This is a genomic window from Thiohalomonas denitrificans (assembly GCF_900102855.1).
In the GTDB taxonomy this organism is placed as follows: Bacteria; Pseudomonadota; Gammaproteobacteria; order Thiohalomonadales; family Thiohalomonadaceae; genus Thiohalomonas; species Thiohalomonas denitrificans.
On the sequence record NZ_FMWD01000004.1, the window covers coordinates 208,256 to 226,907 of the forward strand.

Consider the following 18,652-nt stretch of genomic DNA (forward strand, 5'->3'; position numbering starts at 1 on the left):
ACTGCAATTCCATGCCCCTGGCCGCCGATCGGCACCCGGAATTCGGATTACAAAAGAAATTTCGGGCCAAAGGCGGGAGTCTCGAATCGTTTTCACATGTCTATAGTGGACAGCGGAAAGCCCGGGAAGATTCCCGGTGGCGAGATCCGGGGCAATCATCTGCGTTATAGTTGACCGGTCGCGGCTAACGCAGTTCGGCGGAGATTGGAAGTAATGAGGAAGTATCTGATAGTAGCGATAGGCGGCCTGTTGGCCGGCTGCAGCACCCTTTCGCAAAACGCTCCCGAAACCGGGGAGGGGCAGCAGCCCTCGACTGCCGTGCAGCAGGAGTCGGCCCCGGAATCGAGTCCGGAACCACTTCCCGAGCCCGGTGCAACGAGCCGGATCGAGCCCCGGATGCTGTATCAGCTTCTGGTGGCCGAGTTTGCCGGACAGCGCGGCGATCTGGGCCTCTCGGCCCGCAGTTATCTCAATACCGCCCGCAGCTCCCGCGACCCGCAGGTCGCGCGTCGGGCGGTTCACGTGGCGGTTTACGGTCGTGACTACGAACGCGCCCGGGATGCCGCCGAACTCTGGGTGGAACTGGAACCGGACAGTGTCGAGGCGCGCCAGTCCCTCGCCGCCCTGCAGATAAAGGCCGGGCAACTCGATGCGGCGGTGGAACATCTCGGGGTCGTTCTCGACTCGTTTGGTGATGACCTCACCCAGGGGTTCTCCCTGGTTACCAGCCTGCTGAGCCGGGAGCAGAACGGCAAGCATGCCCTGCAGGTCATGCAACAGCTGATGCAGAAGTATCCCGGGAACATGGAGGCGCTCTACGCCTACGCCGAACTCGCAGGCAAGATCGGGGACAACGGCGAGGCCCTGAAGGCACTGGACCAGATACTGGACGCCAATCCGGAACGGGTCGAGGCGCTGATTCTGAAGGCCAACCTGCTGCATCGCACCCGGCAGCCTGCAGAGGCAGTGGCTGCGATGCAGAGGGCCGTCGAGCTGCAGCCGGAGAACAGCAATCTGCGCCTGAGCTATGCCCGGCTCCTGGTGGATGCCCAGCGACTGGAGGCGGCACGCCGCCAATTCCGGAGCCTGGAGTCGGAACTGCCCGACGACCCGGACATCGCCCATGCCCTGGGATTGCTCGCCATCCAGGCCGAAGACCTGGACGAGGCCGAGCGCTATTTCCGCAAACTCCTGGAGAGCGATCAGCATAAAAGCCAGGCGGCCCTTGCCCTCGGACAGATCGCCGAATCGCAAGACGACCCGCAACAGGCCATCCAGTGGTACAACTCCGTATCCGGTGAAGCCTTCATGGATGCACGGCTGCGCGTCGCCCTCTTGATTGCGAACGAGGACGGCCTCGATGCGGCACGCGAGTATCTCCACGGACTCGAACTCGGCGCACCGGAACAGCGACTGCGGCGGGTGATGGCAGAGGGGATGTTGCTCAGCGATGCCCAACGCCACGAGGAGGCCATGGCGGTCTATAGCCGCGGCCTGGAGAGCTTCGAGGGGAATTCGGACCTGCTCTATGCCCGGGCCATGGCGTCGGAGCGGGTGGACCGCATCGACCTGCTGGAACAGGACCTCAAGACCATTCTGGAATCGGAACCTGACAACACCCAGGCCCTCAACGCCCTCGGCTACACCCTGGCCGACCGCACGGATCGCTACGAAGAGGCGAAAAGCTATATCGAGCGGGCCTACGAACAGGCGCCGGCAGACCCGGCGATCGTCGATTCCATGGGCTGGGTGCTTTACCGGCTCGGAGAACACGAGGAGGCGCTGAACTACCTGCGCCGTGCCCTGAGCCTGCAACACGACGGCGAGATTGCCGCCCATCTGGGTGAAGTCCTCTGGGTTACCGGGCAGCGGGACCAGGCGCGCGAGATCTGGGACGAGGCACTGGAGTACGCTCCGGAACATGAACTGCTGCAAAACGTCATCGAGCGATTCACCAGCCGATGATCCGTATTTCAGGCATCCTCGCAGTCGCCTTGTTGACGGGCTGTGCCGCCCTCGCCCCGGAACCGCCGGTCGCCGACCCGGAACAGGCCTGGGCCATCCACCGCGACCGTCTGGAGACAATCGACAACTGGGGCCTTAACGGCCGGCTGGCGATACAGTCCGACGGCGAAGCGTGGCACGCCACCCTCAATTGGCGCCAGGAGGACAGCCGCTACGCCATGCGCATCACCGCGCCACTGGGACAGGGCAGTCTTCGTCTGGAAGGCAGCCCGCGCTTTGTGCAACTGCAGACCAGCAAGGGCGAACGAGCCGTTTCCGACGATCCGGAGCAGCTGCTCTATCAGCAGCTGGGCTGGCCTGTTCCGGTGGCCTCCCTGCGCTACTGGGTGCTTGGGCTGCCGGCGCCCGGCGCGGCGCAACGCGAACTGGATTCGCAGGGCCGGCTGGCTCGGCTGCAACAGGACGGATGGTCCATCCGCTTCATGGATTACCGCCAGCAGGACGGCGCAGAGGTGCCCACCCGCGTCTTTGCCAGCCGCGGCGATGCGGAGGTGCGGCTGGTAATCGGTAACTGGACCCTTCCCTCACCCGCCGGAGCCGGCTGAGGGACGCGGGATGAGGGCATCAACCTGGCCGGCACCGGCCAAGATCAACCTTTTTCTGCATATCACCGGCCGCCGCGAGGATGGCTATCACCTGCTGCAGACCGTTTTCCAGTTTCTGGATTACGGTGACGAGCTGACCTTCTCCCTGCGCGAAGACGGGCGCATCGAGCGACCCTCTTCGCTGGCGGGCGTTGCCGCCGAAGAGGACCTGGTGGTCCGCGCCGCACGGCTACTGAAAAAATCGTCAGGGTGCCCTCTGGGCGCCGACATTCGGGTGGACAAACGCCTGCCGATGGGTGGTGGGCTCGGCGGCGGCAGCTCCAATGCAGCAACCACCCTGGTTGCGCTAAATCATCTGTGGGGGCTCGGCCTCTCCGAGGAGCACCTCGCCGCGCTCGGTCTCGAGCTGGGTGCCGATGTCCCGGTCTTTGTCCGCGGCCGGGCCGCCTGGGCCGAAGGGGTCGGTGAACAGCTCACTCCGGTGGAGCTCCCCGAGCCCTGGTTCGTGGTCATCGTGCCGCCGGCATCGGTCTCCACCGCCGAGCTTTTCGGTGCCCCGGAATTGACACGCGACTGTGCGCCAATCACAATAGCCGACTTCCTGTCGGGCGCAGGTTCGAATGTATTCGAGCCGGTGGTCCGGTCCCGCTATTCGGCGGTAGCCGAGGCGCTGGACTGGTTGACGAATCACGGTCCGGCCCGTCTGACTGGCAGCGGGGGCTGCATTTTCGCACCCTTTTCTGACCAGCAGCAGGCGCGCGAGGTCCTGGCGGTACTGCCAGAGGGCTGGCGGGGATTCGTCGCTCAGGGCAGGAACCGATCGCCATTGCTGGCGCACCTGGCGCTGCAAGGCTGATCGCAAAAACAGTTGGGGCGTCGCCAAGCGGTAAGGCACTGGCTTTTGATGCCAGCATACGCAGGTTCGAATCCTGCCGCCCCAGCCATATTCGGTTGTGTCGCCTTCGGGTGATGCACAAGCTCGTAAGCAGCGGCAGCCGTCCGACCTGATCTGTCGCACCAACCGCGTTTGGGATGAGGTATCCATGCCTTTCCGGCATCCGTTCAGAGGATCCACCGTTTCCGACATGATGGTGTTTGCAGGAAACGCGAACCCGAAATTGGCGCAGGACATCGCCGCCTACCTCAGCATTCCACTGGGTAAATCCATTGTCGGGAAATTCAGCGATGGCGAGGTCATGGTGGAGATCCTGGAGAACGTGCGTGGCAAGCACGTCTTCATCGTCCAGCCTACCTGTGTCCCCACCAACGACAACCTCATGGAACTGCTGGTGATGGTGGATGCGGTGCGCCGCGCCGCCGCCGGTCGCATCACCGCGGTCATGCCCTACTTCGGCTATGCCCGTCAGGACCGGCGCCCGCGTTCGGCGCGGGTACCCATCACCGCCAAGGTGATCGCCAACATGATCACCACCGTGGGCGTCGACAAGCTGCTGACGGTCGACCTGCATGCCGATCAGATTCAAGGCTTTTTCGACATCCCGGTCGACAATGTCTATGCCTCGCCCATCCTGCTCGGTGAGATCTGGCGCAACCGGGACCCGAACATGATGGTGGTCTCTCCCGATGTGGGTGGTGTGGTGCGTGCCAGGGCCCTGGCCAAACGGCTGGATGATGCGGACCTGGCGATTATCGACAAGCGCCGGCCCAAGGCCAATGTCTCACAGGTAATGCACATCATCGGTGATGTCGAGGGGCGCCACTGCGTGCTCGTCGACGATCTGGTGGATACCGCGGGCACCCTGTGCCAGGCGGCCGACGCGCTCAAGGAGCACGGCGCCTCCAAGGTCTCGGCCTACATCACCCATCCGGTACTCTCCGGCTCGGCTTCCGACAAGTTGGACCAGTCGGCACTGGACGAACTAGTGGTCACGGACACGATTCCGCTGTCACCCGAGGCACGGGCCTGCAAGACCGTTCGCCAGGTTTCCATCGCCGAACTGCTGGCGGAGACCATGCGCCGCATCAACAACGACGAGTCGGTCAGTTCCCTCTATATGGACTGACCTGAATAGCTATCCGGAAATCGTGTCCAACACGCTCCTTTGGTACCATACCGAGATATACCTGTAGGAGCGGCGGAAGCCGCGATTCGGCGCATCGCGACTTCCGTCGCTCCTACATGCGTGGACACCAATGGAGTGTCCCAAGAAATTCGGGCCGCCGGCATTGCGCCGGCGGCCTTTTAACTGCCGACCCTGGTCGCGGGGGAGGCGGAGCAAGCGCATCCATGGGGGATGGGCTGCTCACGGGTTTTCTTCCCTGGAGGGGAACCCTCAAAACCACTGGAGTGAAAGACCATGAGTGAAGTTAATTTCAACCTGACCGCTGAAGTCCGCAGCGACAAGGGGAAGGGTGCGAGCCGCCGCCTTCGTCGCACGGGCAAAATGCCGGCCATCCTGTACGGCACCGGACAGGAGCCGACGTCGATCGTCGTTGACCACGACAAGCTGATGCACAATCTGGAGCACGAAGCCTTCTACTCCCACGTCCTCACCATTACGGTGGATGGCAAGGAGGAGAGCGCAGTACTCAAGGACCTGCAGCGTCATCCGGCCAAGAACCAGCTGATTCACGCCGATTTCCAGCGTGTGTCTGCCAACGAGAAGCTCCGCATGCACGTCCCGCTGCACTTCATCGGCGAAGACATCGCTCCGGGCGTGAAAATCGGCAGTGGTCTGGTGACCCACACCCTGACCGATGTCGAGGTTCTGTGTCTGCCGAAGGACCTGCCGGAATACATCGAAGCCGACCTCTCCAGGCTGGAACTGGGTCAGTCGCTGCACCTGTCGGAACTCATCGTGCCGGAAGGCGTTGAGCTGGTCGAACTGATGCACGGCGCCGGCCACGACCTACCCGTTGCGCAGATCCAGGCCACCCGCGCCTCCGTCAAGGGCGGTGCCGGCGAAGAGGCCGAGGACGAGGGCGAAGAAGCCGCCGAGTAAAGCACGGCAAACGCCTGAAGGAGTCTGGCATTGACCTCGCCGATTCAGCTCATCGTAGGCCTGGGCAACCCGGGGACCAGGTACGAGCCGAGCCGACACAATGCCGGCTTCTGGTTTATCGACGAACTGGCGCGCCGCCACGGCGGCGCGCTTCGTTCCGAGAACAAGTTTCACGGTGAAGTGGGCCGTCTGCAGATCGCGGGAAACGACGTCTGGCTATTGAAGCCCATGACCTACATGAACCGCAGCGGCCAAGCCGTGGCCGCCCTTGCCCACTTCTACAAAATCCCTGTCGAAGCGGTCCTGGTCGCCCACGACGAGCTCGATCTCCCTCCCGGCGGCGTCAAACTCAAGCAGGGCGGAGGCCACGCCGGTCACAACGGCCTGCGCGACATCTGCGCCCAGCTTGGCCGCGACTTCCTGCGAATGCGCATCGGCATCGGCCACCCCGGCCACGCCAGCGAAGTCACCGGCTACGTCCTCGGCAAACCATCACCCGAAGAGCGTGGTCTAATGGAGCGCGCCATCGACGAATGCGTGGAAGCCACCCCCGAGATCGCCGCCGGCGAACTGCAAAAGGCGATGCACCGACTGCACACGTCGAAAGACTAACCACGGGGAACACGGAGAGTACGGGGTAAAAACAAGGATAGTAATACATGCTCAAGGATTGTGAAGAATCGATTATCGAACAAACATTGACCGCAGCGACCTGCGTGCATAGCACCATCGGCCCTGGGTTACTTGAGTCGATTTACGAGAAGGCGCTGGCCCTGGAGCTAACTGAACGGGGGCTGAGAGCGGAAACCCAGGTTCCGATTCCCGTCCGTTACCGGGGACAGGATTTAGGCATGGGTTTCAGGGCGGACCTGATAGTCGAACAGAGTCTGCTACTGGAGCTGAAATGCGTGGAGACGTTGAACTCTTTGCATGTAGCCCAGACGATCACCTATCTAAGGCTCTTGGGTCTAAAGCGAGGTTACTTACTCAATTTCAATACGCGGCTTTTAAAGCACGGGGTCAGGCGGATTTCTATATAACACCATGCTCGCCGTGGCCAGGCACAGATTTGGGAAGCTACTTACAATTTCAATACACGACTACTGAAGCACGGCATCAAGCGGATTTCCCCGTGGTCCCCGTGCTCCCCGTGGTTAGACGAGAGAATAAATGGGATTTAAATGCGGTATCGTCGGGCTGCCCAATGTCGGCAAGTCCACACTCTTCAATGCGCTGACCAAGGCGGGGATCCAGGCGGAGAATTATCCGTTCTGCACGATTGAGCCCAATGTCGGCGTCGTACCGGTGCCGGACCCGCGCATGGACAAGCTGTCGGCGATCGTCAAGCCGCAACGCGAGTTGCCGACGACGATGGAATTCGTCGATATCGCCGGGCTGGTGGCGGGCGCCTCCAAGGGTGAGGGGCTGGGCAACAAGTTCCTGGCTAATATTCGCGAGACGGACGCCATTGCCCATGTGGTGCGCTGCTTCGAGGATGAGAACGTCGTGCACGTGTCGGGCAAGATCGACCCGGTCTCCGACATCGAGGTGATCAACACCGAGTTGGCGCTGGCCGACATGGAGACGGTGGAAAAGGGCATTGCCCGCGCCGAGAAGGCCGCCAAGAGCGGCGACAAGGAGGCCAGGGCCAAGCTGGCGCTATTCCAGCAGCTGCAGGCCCATCTGGACGAAGGCAAGGCCGTGCGCGCCCTGGAACTCACCGACGATGAGCGCAAACTTATCCACGAGCTGCACCTGCTCACGGTGAAGCCGACGATGTACATCGCCAACGTCGCCGACGACGGGTTCGAAAACAATCCCGCCCTCGATGCCGTACGCCGCTTCGCCGAGGAAGAGGGTTCCGAAGTGGTTCCGGTGTGCGCCGCCATTGAAATGGAGTTGGTCGAACTCGAAGAGGACGAAAAGATCGCCTTCCTCGAGGAGATGGGGCTTGAAGAGCCCGGCCTGAACCGTGTCATTCGCGCCGGCTACCGACTGCTCGGCCTGCAGACCTACTTCACCGCCGGTGAAAAGGAAGTCCGCGCCTGGACCGTACCCGTCGGAGCCACTGCCCCGCAGGCCGCCGGCGTCATTCACACCGACTTCGAGAAAGGCTTCATCCGCGCCGAGGTGACCGCCTACGAAGACTTCGTCGCCCTCGGCGGCGAACAGGGCGCCAAAGAGGCCGGAAAGCTGCGCCTGGAGGGCAAGGAATACATCGTCCAGGACGGCGATGTCATGCACTTCCGCTTCAATGTCTGACACGCCGGTAACTTGAGCAGGCAATGGCTATCCTGTCGCTTGTGCGCTCTGTGGTTACCGGTCGGCTTGACATACACCGGGCAGTCCTTACAATGCCCGTCTCACCGTAACGGCTACGTAGCTCAGCTGGTTAGAGCACATCACTCATAATGATGGGGTCCCCTGTTCGAATCAGGGCGTAGCCACCAAACATCGAGCAGTAACAAAAAGCCGGCCACCAGCCGGCTTTTTTGTGCGTAGGGCGCATTCTTGACGCCCCACCTTCGCGCGCCATAACACCGATAGCTTCCCGGAATATGTTAACCGTTGGCGGTAGCCATCCAAATGCGCCGGCTCCGGCCGCCAAGAGAATCGGTGCATTTGAAGAATGCACCCTTGTATGTTCTATTCCACAGTTCCAACACCGTGTGGGGGCATATCCCTAATGCGCCAACACCACCCGCCCGGAGAAACGGTGCACCTGAAGAACGCACACCCCCGAAAGGAATTCCATTGCCGCACACGCGGCGTTGAGTGTACTGTGCGTACGGGGAATGAGGGAATCGAATGAACTGCACGGATGGGTGTCATAAAACTGGGTGTACAGGTTACCTGCCGGTTATATAAAGCAATATGACGATCGCATTGGGTAAAGCGGGCGGCGCGGGCGCGTTACGTTATCTGGCCGCTGTGTCGCTCTTCGCTATCGTCTACTTCGTAACAGGTCAGGTGGGCCTGATCATTCAAACCGGTCATGCGGGGGTCACGCCGTTGTGGCCGGCTTCGGGTGTAGCCCTGGTAGTGTGCCTGCTGTTCGGGAGCGTGCTTTGGCCGGGCATCCTCGTAGCCGTGGTTGCACTGGGTCTGGTCAACGGGGTGCCGTTGCCCGCCGCCCTTGGCGCCTCGGTGGGCAACATCCTGGAACCGGTGCTGGGTGCCCGCTGGTTACGCGGTTTTCGGGTACGGAAGGATTTTGGGCGGTTCCGCGACGTCATCGCCTTCGGCTTGTTTGCCGCCCTCGCTCCGACGTTCGTGGCGGCTGCCATCGGCTCCCTGGCAATGGCGATACAAGGGGCGGTCCCCTGGAGCGATGCGGGTCTGGTGTGGCTGATGTGGTGGCTGGGCAATGCCACCGGCGTGATGGTGATAGCCCCTTTACTGCTCACTTGGCGGCGCTGGCCGACCGAGCGACTGCGCGGCTGGAGTGGGATCGAATTACTGTTCCTGCTAGCGGCTCAATCCCTGCTGGTCTGGCTGAGCTTCGGCTACTACAGCGAACAGACCCTCCTAACCGCCCCGTTTTTCTACATGATCATCCCCTTCACCGTCTGGGCGGCAGTCCGCTTCGGTGTCCACGGGGCAACCCTCTCCTCCTTCCTGGTTGCGGCAGGCGTGCTGTGGTGGGCGTATCAGGGAGTTGGGCTGTTCGCCAGCCCCGCCGGACTGACAACGGTCTCGTTCGAGATCGCCTTAATTTTGGTCACCACGTTTACCGGCCTGGTAGTCGCCGCACTATTTTGTGAGCGGACGCATGCCGAAGCACTGCTACGCCGTTCGCACCAGGAACTGGAGCGGCGGGTACATGAGCGGACACGGGATCTGGAGCGCACCAGTGAACAGTTGAGAGACGAGATCGACGAGCGCAAACAGGCGGAGAATGCACTGCGCCGGGAGAGCGAAAAGCTGCAGAGGGTCAACGCCGACCTCGAAGAGTTTTCCGCCGTCGCCTCCCACGACCTAAAGGCCCCTCTCAGGGGAGTCGCCAACCTCGCTTACCTGATCGAGGATGAACTGGCCGACGGGCTGGACCCCGAAAACCGGAAACGACTTCAACTCCTCAGCGAACGCGTCCAGCGCATGAGCCATCTGATTGATGGGCTACTCCGCTACGCCCGCGTGGGCCACGGAGAAGGTGACCGGGTGCCGGTTGCGCTCGACCCGTTTCTTGACGAATTGCTGCTGCACCTGGATTTGAGCAAGAATTTTTCCATAGAACGGCAGACGCCGCTACCAACGATCATCGCCGACCCGCTTCACCTTGAGCAGATATTCCAGAACCTGATCGTAAACGCAGTACACCACCACGACCGCGACACCGGAACCATATCCTTCAGCGCTCACGATGAAGGCAGTGGCTGGGTATTGGAGATAGCCGATGACGGACCCGGAATCCCGCAGTGGTCACGTGAGCAGATCTTCCGCATGTTCTCCAGCGGCGGTGACCGAGGGCACACCGGGATTGGGTTGGCCGTGATACGCAAGCTCGTGGTCGCCAACGGCGGCGATATCGATGTCGTCGACAACCAGCCCCGCGGCACACGCTTCCAAATCCGATGGCCGAAATAATCGTAGGGCGCATTCTTCACGCGCGACCTTCGTCGCCATAAAGCCGCCAGATTTTCGGAATGCGCCAACCGTTCCTGGGGGCACATCCAAATGCGCCAGCTCCACTCGCCCGGAGAATCGGTGCATTTGAAGAATGAACCCCACGGAAACTAAAATCTTCTCCAAACGCGTTGCTTTCTCCGGCAGCTGACCTATACGTATTATTACTAGCGCTCCAGGACGGAGCGGGTTCCGGGCCATTGCCCCAGGCAACCGGAGTCGGTTACACAAGGAGTGTGTACCATGCGATTCGCGATCAGTTTTGCCGCTGCTGTCGCCTTGTCAGGGTGTACATCCATCGGTGTCACCTCGATGGATGAGCAGCGCGATGTCCGCCTGATCACCTATGAATCCATTCAACAGGTGGACGCAGCCTGCCGAGGCGCAGGCTACAAGGCCCTGCCTTTCCCACTCTCCATCGTGCAGGGATGCGCTGTCTATACCAGCAAAAGTTGTACCGTCTACGCCCGAACCCCCGGCAATGACCACGACGAGGACGCCTTCAGGCTTCTGGGACATGAGGCGTTCCACTGCTTCGCCGGGGACTGGCACCATGACCAGCAAAAGGCCACGGTAAGTATTCAACGCTCCAGAAGCACGGAAACGCGACCCGGCACCGAAATCGCCGCCTCCGTCAAAACCGAACCCGTGGTCCAGCAGCCATTTAACGGGACCGATCCCTTTTAGCCACCGGTAGGGCGCATTCTTGACGTCCCACCTTGGTGCCATAAAGCCGACGGTCGGAATGCGCCAACTGTTGCATGGGGGGTACATCCAAATGTACCGGCTCGGGTCGCTAGGAGAGAGAGTACATTTGAAGAATGCACCCTACGGGAGCTGAGCTCTTCTCCTGAGAAGGAGGAAGGGCATCGTTCGGCGACAAGTATTCGAAAGCCGGAGGAGCCTCAACGTCGGGCAGTGCAATTGAAGAATGCACGCGGGAGCGGGCTTTCTCCTGCGAAGAAGGGAAGACTTCATTCTGCAACGGTGCATTTGGGGAATGCACCCCACCGGCGCATGGACGGCTTCGGCCGTCCATGCGTATGCCGGCTTTACTTGCTGGGATTATGATTAACAGCGAAGTGGCTGGTAGCGGATCCGTCTGCAGTCGATGCAATCGAGGTGATAGCCGCTGCGAATACGGCACCGGCGGAAATCACTGCACCGGAAATCGCGGCGCCCCCTAGCACTCCGGCGCCGGCAGCCGCTGCCCCGGCACCTGCTGCCCCGGCACCTGCTGCCCCGGCACCTGCTGCCCCGGCACCTGCTGCCCCGGCACCCGTCGCTGCCCCGGTACCCGTCGCTGCCCCGGCACCCGGTACCCCCTGGGCCAGCAGCGGTGAGGACAAGCCAAACAGGCAAACCATGGCCAATGTCAGTTTCTTCATTTCTAAATCCCCTTTTTTGGGCAAAGCGTTAACGCCGTCACAACGCTACCATCTTTTATTGACGGCAGTAAACCAGCAGTATACGTCGAAATCACAGAGTTTGCCCGCCGCTGGTGGCCGGGAAATCTGTTTGGTGCTGAAATTCGTGCTACCTAGTGGGCCATGCTGTGTCAAGGCGAGATGGCCTCTTCCTCGTAATAACTCGTCCTCCTGAACGAAGGTCGGGAGTGCGCGGCGCACCGCCTGCCTAAGCGGAAACTTCCCGATTGCGGCTTCACGTCATCATACGAGTATCAAGAAAGTATCTATTTATACGAATACTGATAAGCGTACCCGTAATAGCCGCCGTAGCCGTATCTGGAGCTCTTCAGCGGTACGTCATTGAAGATGAAGCCATTGACATCAACCCCGCTCTGCTGGAGCCGCTTGACGGTGAGGTCAAGTTCACGTAGGGGATGTCGGCCGGAGCGGACCACGATAAAGGTCATCCCGGACAAACGGCCGACGATGCTGGCATCGGTGACAGCGAGGGCGGGTGGGGTGTCAATGATGACGCTGTCATAATCGTCCTTAAACTCTTCCATCAACGCCTGAAAACGCGAACTCATCAGCAGCTCGGCCGGATTCGGGGGCACGATACCGCTGGGAAGGAAGTCGAGGTTGGCCTGTTCGGTCGGCCGTACGGCCTCCTCTTTGGTAACTTCGCCGCTAATCAGCTCAGAGAGCCCACGGGTGCGCTTGATACCGAAGTATTCGTGCAGATGCCCCTTGCGCATGTCGGCATCGATAAGCAGTGTACGTTTTCCGGCATCGGCGACAACGGCGGCCAGGTTGCCGGAGATGAAGGACTTGCCTATCCCGGGGCTGGGACCGCTGATAGTGATAATGGCGTTATCCGTGTCCATGGCGGCAAACTGCAGGCTGGTTCTGAGGCTTCGCAGGGCCTCAATGGCCAGGTCGTCGCGCTCTGCCAACGCCAGCAGCGGGCGCGCCGTCTTCCCCTTACCTTTTTTCAAAGCCAGCTGCTCTTCCCGCGAGCTGTGCAAAATGGAGGCAAAGGTGGGCAAGCCCAGCTGCTTCTCGAGGATATCCGGGTCTTCCACGCCCTTGTTCAGGACGCGGCGCAGCAGGGCGGCCGCAACGCCTGCCATGATGCCCAGTAACAGGCCCAAAACCAGCACCAAAGATTTCTTTGGCTTGACCGGCTCGGGCGGCAGATAGGCAGGATCGATGATGCGGGCATTACCCACCGTTCCGGCTTTGACTACACGCATCTCCTGGGACTTATTGAGAAGCAGCATATAAAGTTCATTGGCCACCCGGACGTCGCGGGTGAACTGCAGGGAGTGCTGCTGCTCTTCCGGGAGCTCACGGATCTGCGCCTCCAGCGCCGCCTGCTCCGCCTTGAGCTGCTCGATCTTCTGCTCAAGCGAGGAGATGACTGGATGGTTGGGCGTGAACTTCTCAATGAGTTCGGTGCGTTTGAGGCGCAGCTCGGAAAGTGCTTTTTCGAACTCGGCCGCCTGCTGAAGAAAGGTCTGGGTTTCCAAGGTGAGGTCGACGCTGCCGACTTCCGAACGATAGTCGTTGAGACGGGATTCGGCCGTGGTCAGCTCCGCCTTGAGGGCCGGCAGCTGTTCGTTAAGGAACTCAAGTGTCTTCTCGGCTTCGCGGGAACGGCGCTCCACATTCTGCCGCAGGTAGGCATTGGTCACGCTACTCAGGATTTGTTCCAACCGCTGCGGGTCAGAATGCTCCAGGCCCACTCTGATGACTCCGGTACCCTTGCCCTGCTCGGATACCGATAACTGATCCCTGAGATCCTGGGCAACCTGCCAGCGGGGGCGCTTGGTTACCACGAAGGTGGTACCCGGGCGTGCCTCCAGCCGGGAGACAAAGATACCGATGCGCTCACCCCCTGCACCCCGCGCCTCAGCGGGCTTGTCGACACTGCCGGCCAGCAACTCACGTCCCTCTTCATCCAGCAGACGATAGGTGCCGCTATCCCCGGCGATCAGTGTCAGAGGCTGGTTGATCAGGTACGACGGCAACTCCAGACGATCCAGGCCCAGGACCTCGCCGCCCCAGGCGTAGCTGTCCAGGCCGAGCCATGAGTCCGCAATACCGTTGTCCTGACCGTGTAGTCGTGCCACAGCGGCGCCGATGAGCGGGAAGTAGTTCGGCTGGACGGCGATATCCAGACCCAGTTCATCGACCGCTTGGCCGCCGATGGTGCGGGATTTGATGATCTCGATCTCGGCCGCAGCGGGGCTCTCTGTGCCGAACATGGAAGAGAATTCGTCCATGCCCCCGATCGAGGCACTCTGCTCCTCGACCTGCAGGAGTACATCGCTCTGGTAGATGGGTGTGGCAGTAAAGGCGTAGATTCCTGCGAGAGCGGTAATCGCCGCGGCAATCCCGGCGATGAGCCACTTGGCATCAATCAGGTGCGCCAGGAGTTCCCCCAGATCGATTTCATCATCGGCGTATTCCGGTTCACGAACCGCGCCCTCTGCCGTGTTGTTGCGCATATCCATTTCGATTTTTCTTCCGCGCTTAGCGGTTTACAAGGTTGTCGGTCTGCCAGAGGGTCTGAATGGTCGGCAGAATCTGTCGGACGACCCGGTTCCAGCGCGTCAGGCCGGTGGGCGATACGTAAACTACGTCATATTTCTGCAGCGGAAAGGCAGTTGCCAGCAGCATGGCGTCGGCTGAAGCGGCGTTCAGCTGGTATACGCTGGGCTGGTTGATATCGCCGCGAATCACGAAAATCTGGCTGGCATCGGCGAGGTCCTTATCCATACCCCCGGCTGCACTGATGGCCTCGGCGAGGCTGAGCCGGCCGTGGCGCATCGCGGCCGTGGAGGGGTCGTTAACCTCGCCCATGACGTAGACCTGGTTATCGCTCCGATCGGGGACATAGATCTGATCGCCATCGCGCAACCGGAAGTTGCCTTCCGCCCCGGCGCTGTAAATGGAGAGCAGGTCCAGCTGATGCACCTGACTCCCGCGGGTGACGCGGACATCCGTCAGGTCCGCTTCGGGGGTGGTGCCGCCGGCAAGATTGATGGCCTCGACCACCGTCAGCGGCCGGTCGTTGATGGGGACGACGTTGGGTGTGCCCACCTGGCCGGCGATATAGACCTTTTTGCTGCGATAGGCGGCGACCCGCACATCGACTTGCGGCCTCTGGATATAGTGGTGCAGACGTTCGGCAATGAGCTTTCGTATCTCGCCGATGGTAAGACCCGCCACTTCCAGGACACCAATGTAGGGATAGAAGATAGCGCCGTCGGCATCGACCAGGTGGCCGGCGATTTCTGCCGAGCGAAATTCACCGGCCGGGATGGTGAGCTCGGGGTGGTCCCATACGGTGACGGTCAGGACGTCACCGGGCCCGATGCGGTAGTCGCTCTCGTCGAGCCTTTCGGCTGCGGCGGCAGGACGGCTGCGATGGGTCCTGGCCCTGGTCTGTTCAGCGATGAGTTGCGGGGTGATGGGGACCAGGCGCGGCTGGATCTGCGGATCGGTTGGCTCGGGTGCGACCTGCGTCATGGCGGAGACGTCCATTTTCATGCCGGGCGTGGTGGCACAGCCGGACAGCAACGTGACCAGGCCTGCCAGAATCAGCAATGAAAAAATCTTTGTTCTTCTCACAATCGCTCCAACCAGGTTTCGACACCCTGCTCGATCGCCTTGAGCGCACGCTCGAAGGCCTCTTTCGGCTTGCGGTAGGGATCGGGGATATTGAAATGGTCCCAATGGCCGAGCGTGTAGACCCTGCCCCTTGCCATCGGGAAGTGCTGTTCGATTTCCTGTCGGTGCCAGGCTTCCATCACCAGGATGAGTTCGCTGCTGCGAACCTGGGTGGTATCCAGTTGCCGGGCGCGGTGGGAGGAGATATCAATGCCTCGCTGTTTCATCAGCTCAATGGCGGTGGGGTCTGCTTCCTTCCCCACCAGAGCGCCGATGCCGGCTGATGAAACATTGATGCCACGACCGCCAAGCCTTGCCCGAAGCACGCCTTCGGCCATCGGACTGCGGCAGATATTCCCGACGCAGACGACGAGGATACTGTTCAACATCGTGTTGCCTAACCCCCCCAATAGGGGACGATTATAATGAAAACTTGCCAGCAGATACAGAGGATGTCGGCGCAGTTTGGGGATTAAAATGCCGGCTGCCGACAAGCGTTACAGGTGCTTGGTATCCGGTGAGGCCGGAAATCGCCGCGGGGTGGGTGCCTGCCGGCTGCGATTGGTTCATGTGGGAAATAGTGTGGGCCACTAGTCCCGCAGGCCGCTGAAGCCGGTGTATTGGTCGGTGTTCAGCAGCAGCCGCTGTTCCACCAGGCCGTAGAGGTCGCCGGGCGAGGCGACGGTCTGGCCGACATCCCGAGTCCAGGGGCGCAGGGCGATGGTGCCGCGGTTGCGGGTGTCTTTGGTGAGCAGGCTGGAGATCGGGATAGAGACGAAGATGCCTTTGTCGTGGTACGGGTCATCGGGCGAGCCCGGGCTGGTGATGTCGTCGCCGTCGGTGACGGTGTACCAGGCGCCGAGTTCGAAGCCGGAGGCGAAACGGCGCTTCAGCTGGACACGGACGCCGCGGTCTTTGGCCAGGAAGCGGCCGCCGGTGGTGCTGATAGTGAGCCCGTGGGAGGGAATGCGGTAGTGCAGCGAGGCCAGGGCGGTTACGGTCGAGTAGTCGCGAAAGCCGGTCCCCTCGAAGTCCCGCTGCTTGAGCCAATCGACGCTGAGATCCGCCGCCCAGTTGCCGACTTCGGGCACGTAGAGGGCCTGGCCGCCGAAACCGCCGTACATCTCCTCGTAGATGCCGGCCGAGAAGCGGGTGTAGACACGTTGGGCCGGGTGGGCGTATTGGCTGAGCAGGGCGTGGTTGAGCTTGGCTTCTGCGCCCCGCTTGTATTCGGCCACATCGGTGCGGACATGCGGCAGTTCGCTGTTGGACTCCTGGGTGACGTCACTGACATCCTCGAGCAGGGTGACACGGGCGCCGGCATCGAAAAACAGCCCGCGTCCGAAATCGTGGGTGAAGGTGCCGAGGGCGAAGATGTCGTAGTGGAAGGCGCCGCTGGGATCGTTCAGGTAGGTGCCCAGATTGAAGGGTTTGATCTGCCAGCGACTCAGGTTGCGCGACTCCTGTTCGAGGACAAGGGTCGCGTCCGCGTCGGAGTAGCCGAATTCGATATCGTCGGGCGTCTCATCCGGCTCGATTTTGATGTCTTCAGCGGCAAAGCGCTGCCGATCTTCCGGTTCGGCGAACCGCACGCTCATGGTGGGCTCGAGCGTGGCATGGCTGAGTTCACCGGCGAAATAGCTACGCAGCGCGTCGGCATCGGTAAAGGTGTAGGTGAGCAGCGGCTGCTCTCGCTCGGTATAGAGGATCTGCAGGGTGCGCGTGTCGGCGGGCCCGCGCGCCAGCAGTACTCTGGCCGCCCGGCCTACGGCGCGGCCCACCAGGGTAATGCGGGGGTGGGTGAGCTCCGCCTGCAGGGTTCGGGAGCCGCGATCGATGCGCACCTTGACCTTCTTGAAGCCGCGCTCCTCCAGAGTACGGACCAGATCCCGGGGATAGACAGGGTCGGCCTGCCACTCCTCGATCGACGCGGTAACCGGCTCGCCGGTGAAGGGGGCGGGCTCGTGCATGTTGGGGATGAAGGTGGATCTGCCGAGCGGGATGTCGAAGTGCAGGTTGAAGCCGACCTCGTCGTCCTGCTGGCTGACCTGCGCGCCCAGCCAGCCCCACTGGTACTCCAATCCGTATTGCCAGCCGCCTTCACGATCGGTGGCGCCGGAGCGCTCTCCCTGGAAATCGTTTTGGTAGTCGTTGGCGTCGTACTCCGCCACCAGGCGCCAGTTATTTGTGACGTGGTAGCGGAGGCCGCCGTAGACCCCGTCGATACGATCCTCTCCATAGCCAATGGTGGCGTCGAGGTCCCCAAGTCGCTTGCTCGCGGCGATGTAGTTGGCCGGGAAGAGCTGCGTACCGAGGTAATCCTGGGTGCCTACGCTGACTGCGGGGAGGAGCTGCGATTCCTTGAGGAGATGAAGCTTGGCGTCAAAGGCCTTGTCTTTGTAGTTACCGTAATCCTTCCAGTAGTCGCTAGTGCCATAAATTCCCGCTATTTCGGTATAGCGGGCGGAGACCTCCAGGCGCGGAAAAAGGCTGACGCTGGTCCAGAAGGCCGTATAGGGATCGGAGCGACTGACGCCCATCCGCCACATGCCGTCCTCTTCGACCCGGCCATCGGGCATATTGATAAGCCCGGTTTGCCCGGTAGAGCTCGGCGCCCCCCAAACGACGGGTGAAAAAGCGATCAATGCGGCAATGGCGACAAATCGGCTCACCGAAACTCCTGCAAAAAGGACGGGTCCGTAAAAACCGTTAGTCTACCGGAGCGGGTAAGAAAAGAAAGGCGTAGGGCGCATTCTTGATATGCCACCCTCGTTCCCACAAAGCCGATGACCTTGCGGAATGCTCCGTGCGCCGTGTGGGGCACATCCAAATGCGCCGGCTCCGACCACCACCGGACCGGTGCATTTGGAGAATGCACCCTTGTATGTTCTGTTCCACAGCTCCAGGGGAGGGGGCTGAAGGACGTCTGGAAGGCCCCCTCTCCCGGGAGGGAGAAGGGGCCTGTTTGGTTATTTGCCTCCTGCTGCGAATACGTGGGGGGCGTGGCAGCTTACGCATTCACCCGGATTACTCGGATGGCTGTTTTGCGTGAGGGCTGAGGTGTGGCAGGTGAGGCAGCGGTCTTTGCCGACGATGTAGCCGGTGGCGCCGATGCCGGGTTGATAGCCGGTGAGGTTGGGTTTCTCCTGCCCTACGGTGTCCGCGGTGTGGGTGCCGTGGCAGGCGTTGCACTTGACCATGGCATGGGTCATATACGACTGGCTGTATTCATCCACCAGTTGGGTATTGTTTTCGTGACAGCCGCCGGTGAGGCAGGAGTAGCTGGCCTCGACGGCGTAACTGGTGTCATACACCTGCTGGGCCGTGGCCAGCGTTGCCATGGCAAACATCAGCACGGCCGCCGCCGCGTGACTGATCCTGAAGAAACGTTTTCTATTCTGCATTGTTG

At 61.3% G+C, this 18,652-nt stretch carries 16 protein-coding genes and 2 tRNA genes; 12 read left to right on the forward strand and 6 right to left on the reverse strand.

From position 1 onward, the window contains the following. Positions 1-213 precede the first annotated feature (213 nt). The 12 genes from BLP65_RS07625 to BLP65_RS07680 all read left to right on the forward strand — a co-directional run bounded on the left by BLP65_RS07625 (position 214) and on the right by BLP65_RS07680 (position 10,846). Positions 214-1,965 (forward strand): tetratricopeptide repeat protein, encoded by a 1,752-nt coding sequence (locus BLP65_RS07625; RefSeq protein WP_092994899.1) that lies wholly within the window; start codon positions 214-216, stop codon positions 1,963-1,965. Then, positions 1,962-2,570 carry a lipoprotein insertase outer membrane protein LolB gene (gene lolB / locus BLP65_RS07630; protein WP_092994901.1) on the forward strand — a complete coding sequence of 203 codons (609 nt, stop codon included), beginning with the start codon at positions 1,962-1,964 and terminating at the stop codon, positions 2,568-2,570. The genes BLP65_RS07625 and lolB overlap by 4 nt, the downstream gene beginning before the upstream one ends. 10 nt (positions 2,571-2,580) lie before the next feature. Continuing rightward, positions 2,581-3,426 carry a 4-(cytidine 5'-diphospho)-2-C-methyl-D-erythritol kinase gene (gene ispE / locus BLP65_RS07635; protein WP_092994904.1) on the forward strand — a complete coding sequence of 282 codons (846 nt, stop codon included), beginning with the start codon at positions 2,581-2,583 and terminating at the stop codon, positions 3,424-3,426. A gap of 13 nt (positions 3,427-3,439) precedes the next feature. Continuing rightward, positions 3,440-3,514 (forward strand) — tRNA-Gln (locus BLP65_RS07640). Positions 3,515-3,655: 141 nt separating this feature from the next. Beyond that, positions 3,656-4,594, forward strand: coding sequence for a ribose-phosphate diphosphokinase (locus tag BLP65_RS07645; RefSeq protein ID WP_092994907.1), 939 nt, complete (start codon positions 3,656-3,658; stop codon positions 4,592-4,594). A 294-nt stretch (positions 4,595-4,888) separates the two neighbouring features. After that, positions 4,889-5,533, forward strand: coding sequence for a 50S ribosomal protein L25/general stress protein Ctc (locus BLP65_RS07650; protein ID WP_092994910.1), 645 nt, complete (start codon positions 4,889-4,891; stop codon positions 5,531-5,533). A gap of 24 nt (positions 5,534-5,557) precedes the next feature. Then, positions 5,558-6,145, forward strand: a complete 588-nt coding sequence (gene pth / locus BLP65_RS07655) for an aminoacyl-tRNA hydrolase (RefSeq protein ID WP_092994912.1) — start codon at positions 5,558-5,560, stop codon at positions 6,143-6,145. 47 nt (positions 6,146-6,192) lie between these two features. After that, on the forward strand, positions 6,193-6,573 hold the full coding sequence (locus BLP65_RS07660; protein WP_092994915.1) for a GxxExxY protein: 381 nt from the start codon (positions 6,193-6,195) through the stop codon (positions 6,571-6,573). A 130-nt stretch (positions 6,574-6,703) separates the two neighbouring features. Continuing rightward, complete coding sequence (gene ychF / locus BLP65_RS07665; RefSeq protein WP_092994918.1) at positions 6,704-7,795, forward strand: redox-regulated ATPase YchF; 1,092 nt, start codon at positions 6,704-6,706, stop codon at positions 7,793-7,795. A gap of 111 nt (positions 7,796-7,906) precedes the next feature. Next, positions 7,907-7,983, forward strand: a tRNA-Met gene (locus tag BLP65_RS07670). A gap of 424 nt (positions 7,984-8,407) precedes the next feature. Next, positions 8,408-10,120 (forward strand): sensor histidine kinase, encoded by a 1,713-nt coding sequence (locus tag BLP65_RS07675; RefSeq protein WP_092994920.1) that lies wholly within the window; start codon positions 8,408-8,410, stop codon positions 10,118-10,120. A 282-nt stretch (positions 10,121-10,402) separates the two neighbouring features. Beyond that, complete coding sequence (locus tag BLP65_RS07680) at positions 10,403-10,846, forward strand: hypothetical protein (protein WP_092994923.1); 444 nt, start codon at positions 10,403-10,405, stop codon at positions 10,844-10,846. A 365-nt stretch (positions 10,847-11,211) separates the two neighbouring features. On the opposite strand, the gene BLP65_RS16895 is transcribed toward BLP65_RS07680, so the two are convergent. From BLP65_RS16895 to BLP65_RS07710, 6 genes are all read right to left on the reverse strand, one after another. After that, on the reverse strand, positions 11,212-11,547 hold the full coding sequence (locus tag BLP65_RS16895; RefSeq protein WP_092994926.1) for a hypothetical protein: 336 nt from the start codon (positions 11,545-11,547) through the stop codon (positions 11,212-11,214). Positions 11,548-11,852: 305 nt separating this feature from the next. After that, entirely contained in the window at positions 11,853-14,084 is a 2,232-nt protein-coding gene (locus BLP65_RS07690; RefSeq protein WP_092994929.1) for a polysaccharide biosynthesis tyrosine autokinase, read from the reverse strand. Between the two features lie 19 nt (positions 14,085-14,103). Beyond that, positions 14,104-15,204: a polysaccharide export protein gene (locus BLP65_RS07695; protein ID WP_175452484.1), complete on the reverse strand. Its 1,101-nt coding sequence runs from the start codon at positions 15,202-15,204 to the stop codon at positions 14,104-14,106. Beyond that, positions 15,201-15,632, reverse strand: coding sequence for a low molecular weight protein-tyrosine-phosphatase (locus BLP65_RS07700; RefSeq protein ID WP_092994936.1), 432 nt, complete (start codon positions 15,630-15,632; stop codon positions 15,201-15,203). The genes BLP65_RS07695 and BLP65_RS07700 overlap by 4 nt, the downstream gene beginning before the upstream one ends. Positions 15,633-15,833: 201 nt before the next feature. Beyond that, on the reverse strand, positions 15,834-17,915 hold the full coding sequence (locus BLP65_RS07705; RefSeq protein ID WP_092994939.1) for a YjbH domain-containing protein: 2,082 nt from the start codon (positions 17,913-17,915) through the stop codon (positions 15,834-15,836). Between the two features lie 297 nt (positions 17,916-18,212). Then, a complete protein-coding gene (locus tag BLP65_RS07710; RefSeq protein ID WP_092994942.1) occupies positions 18,213-18,647 on the reverse strand; it encodes a hypothetical protein in 435 nt (144 codons plus the stop codon). Between the last annotated feature and the right edge of the window lie 5 nt (positions 18,648-18,652).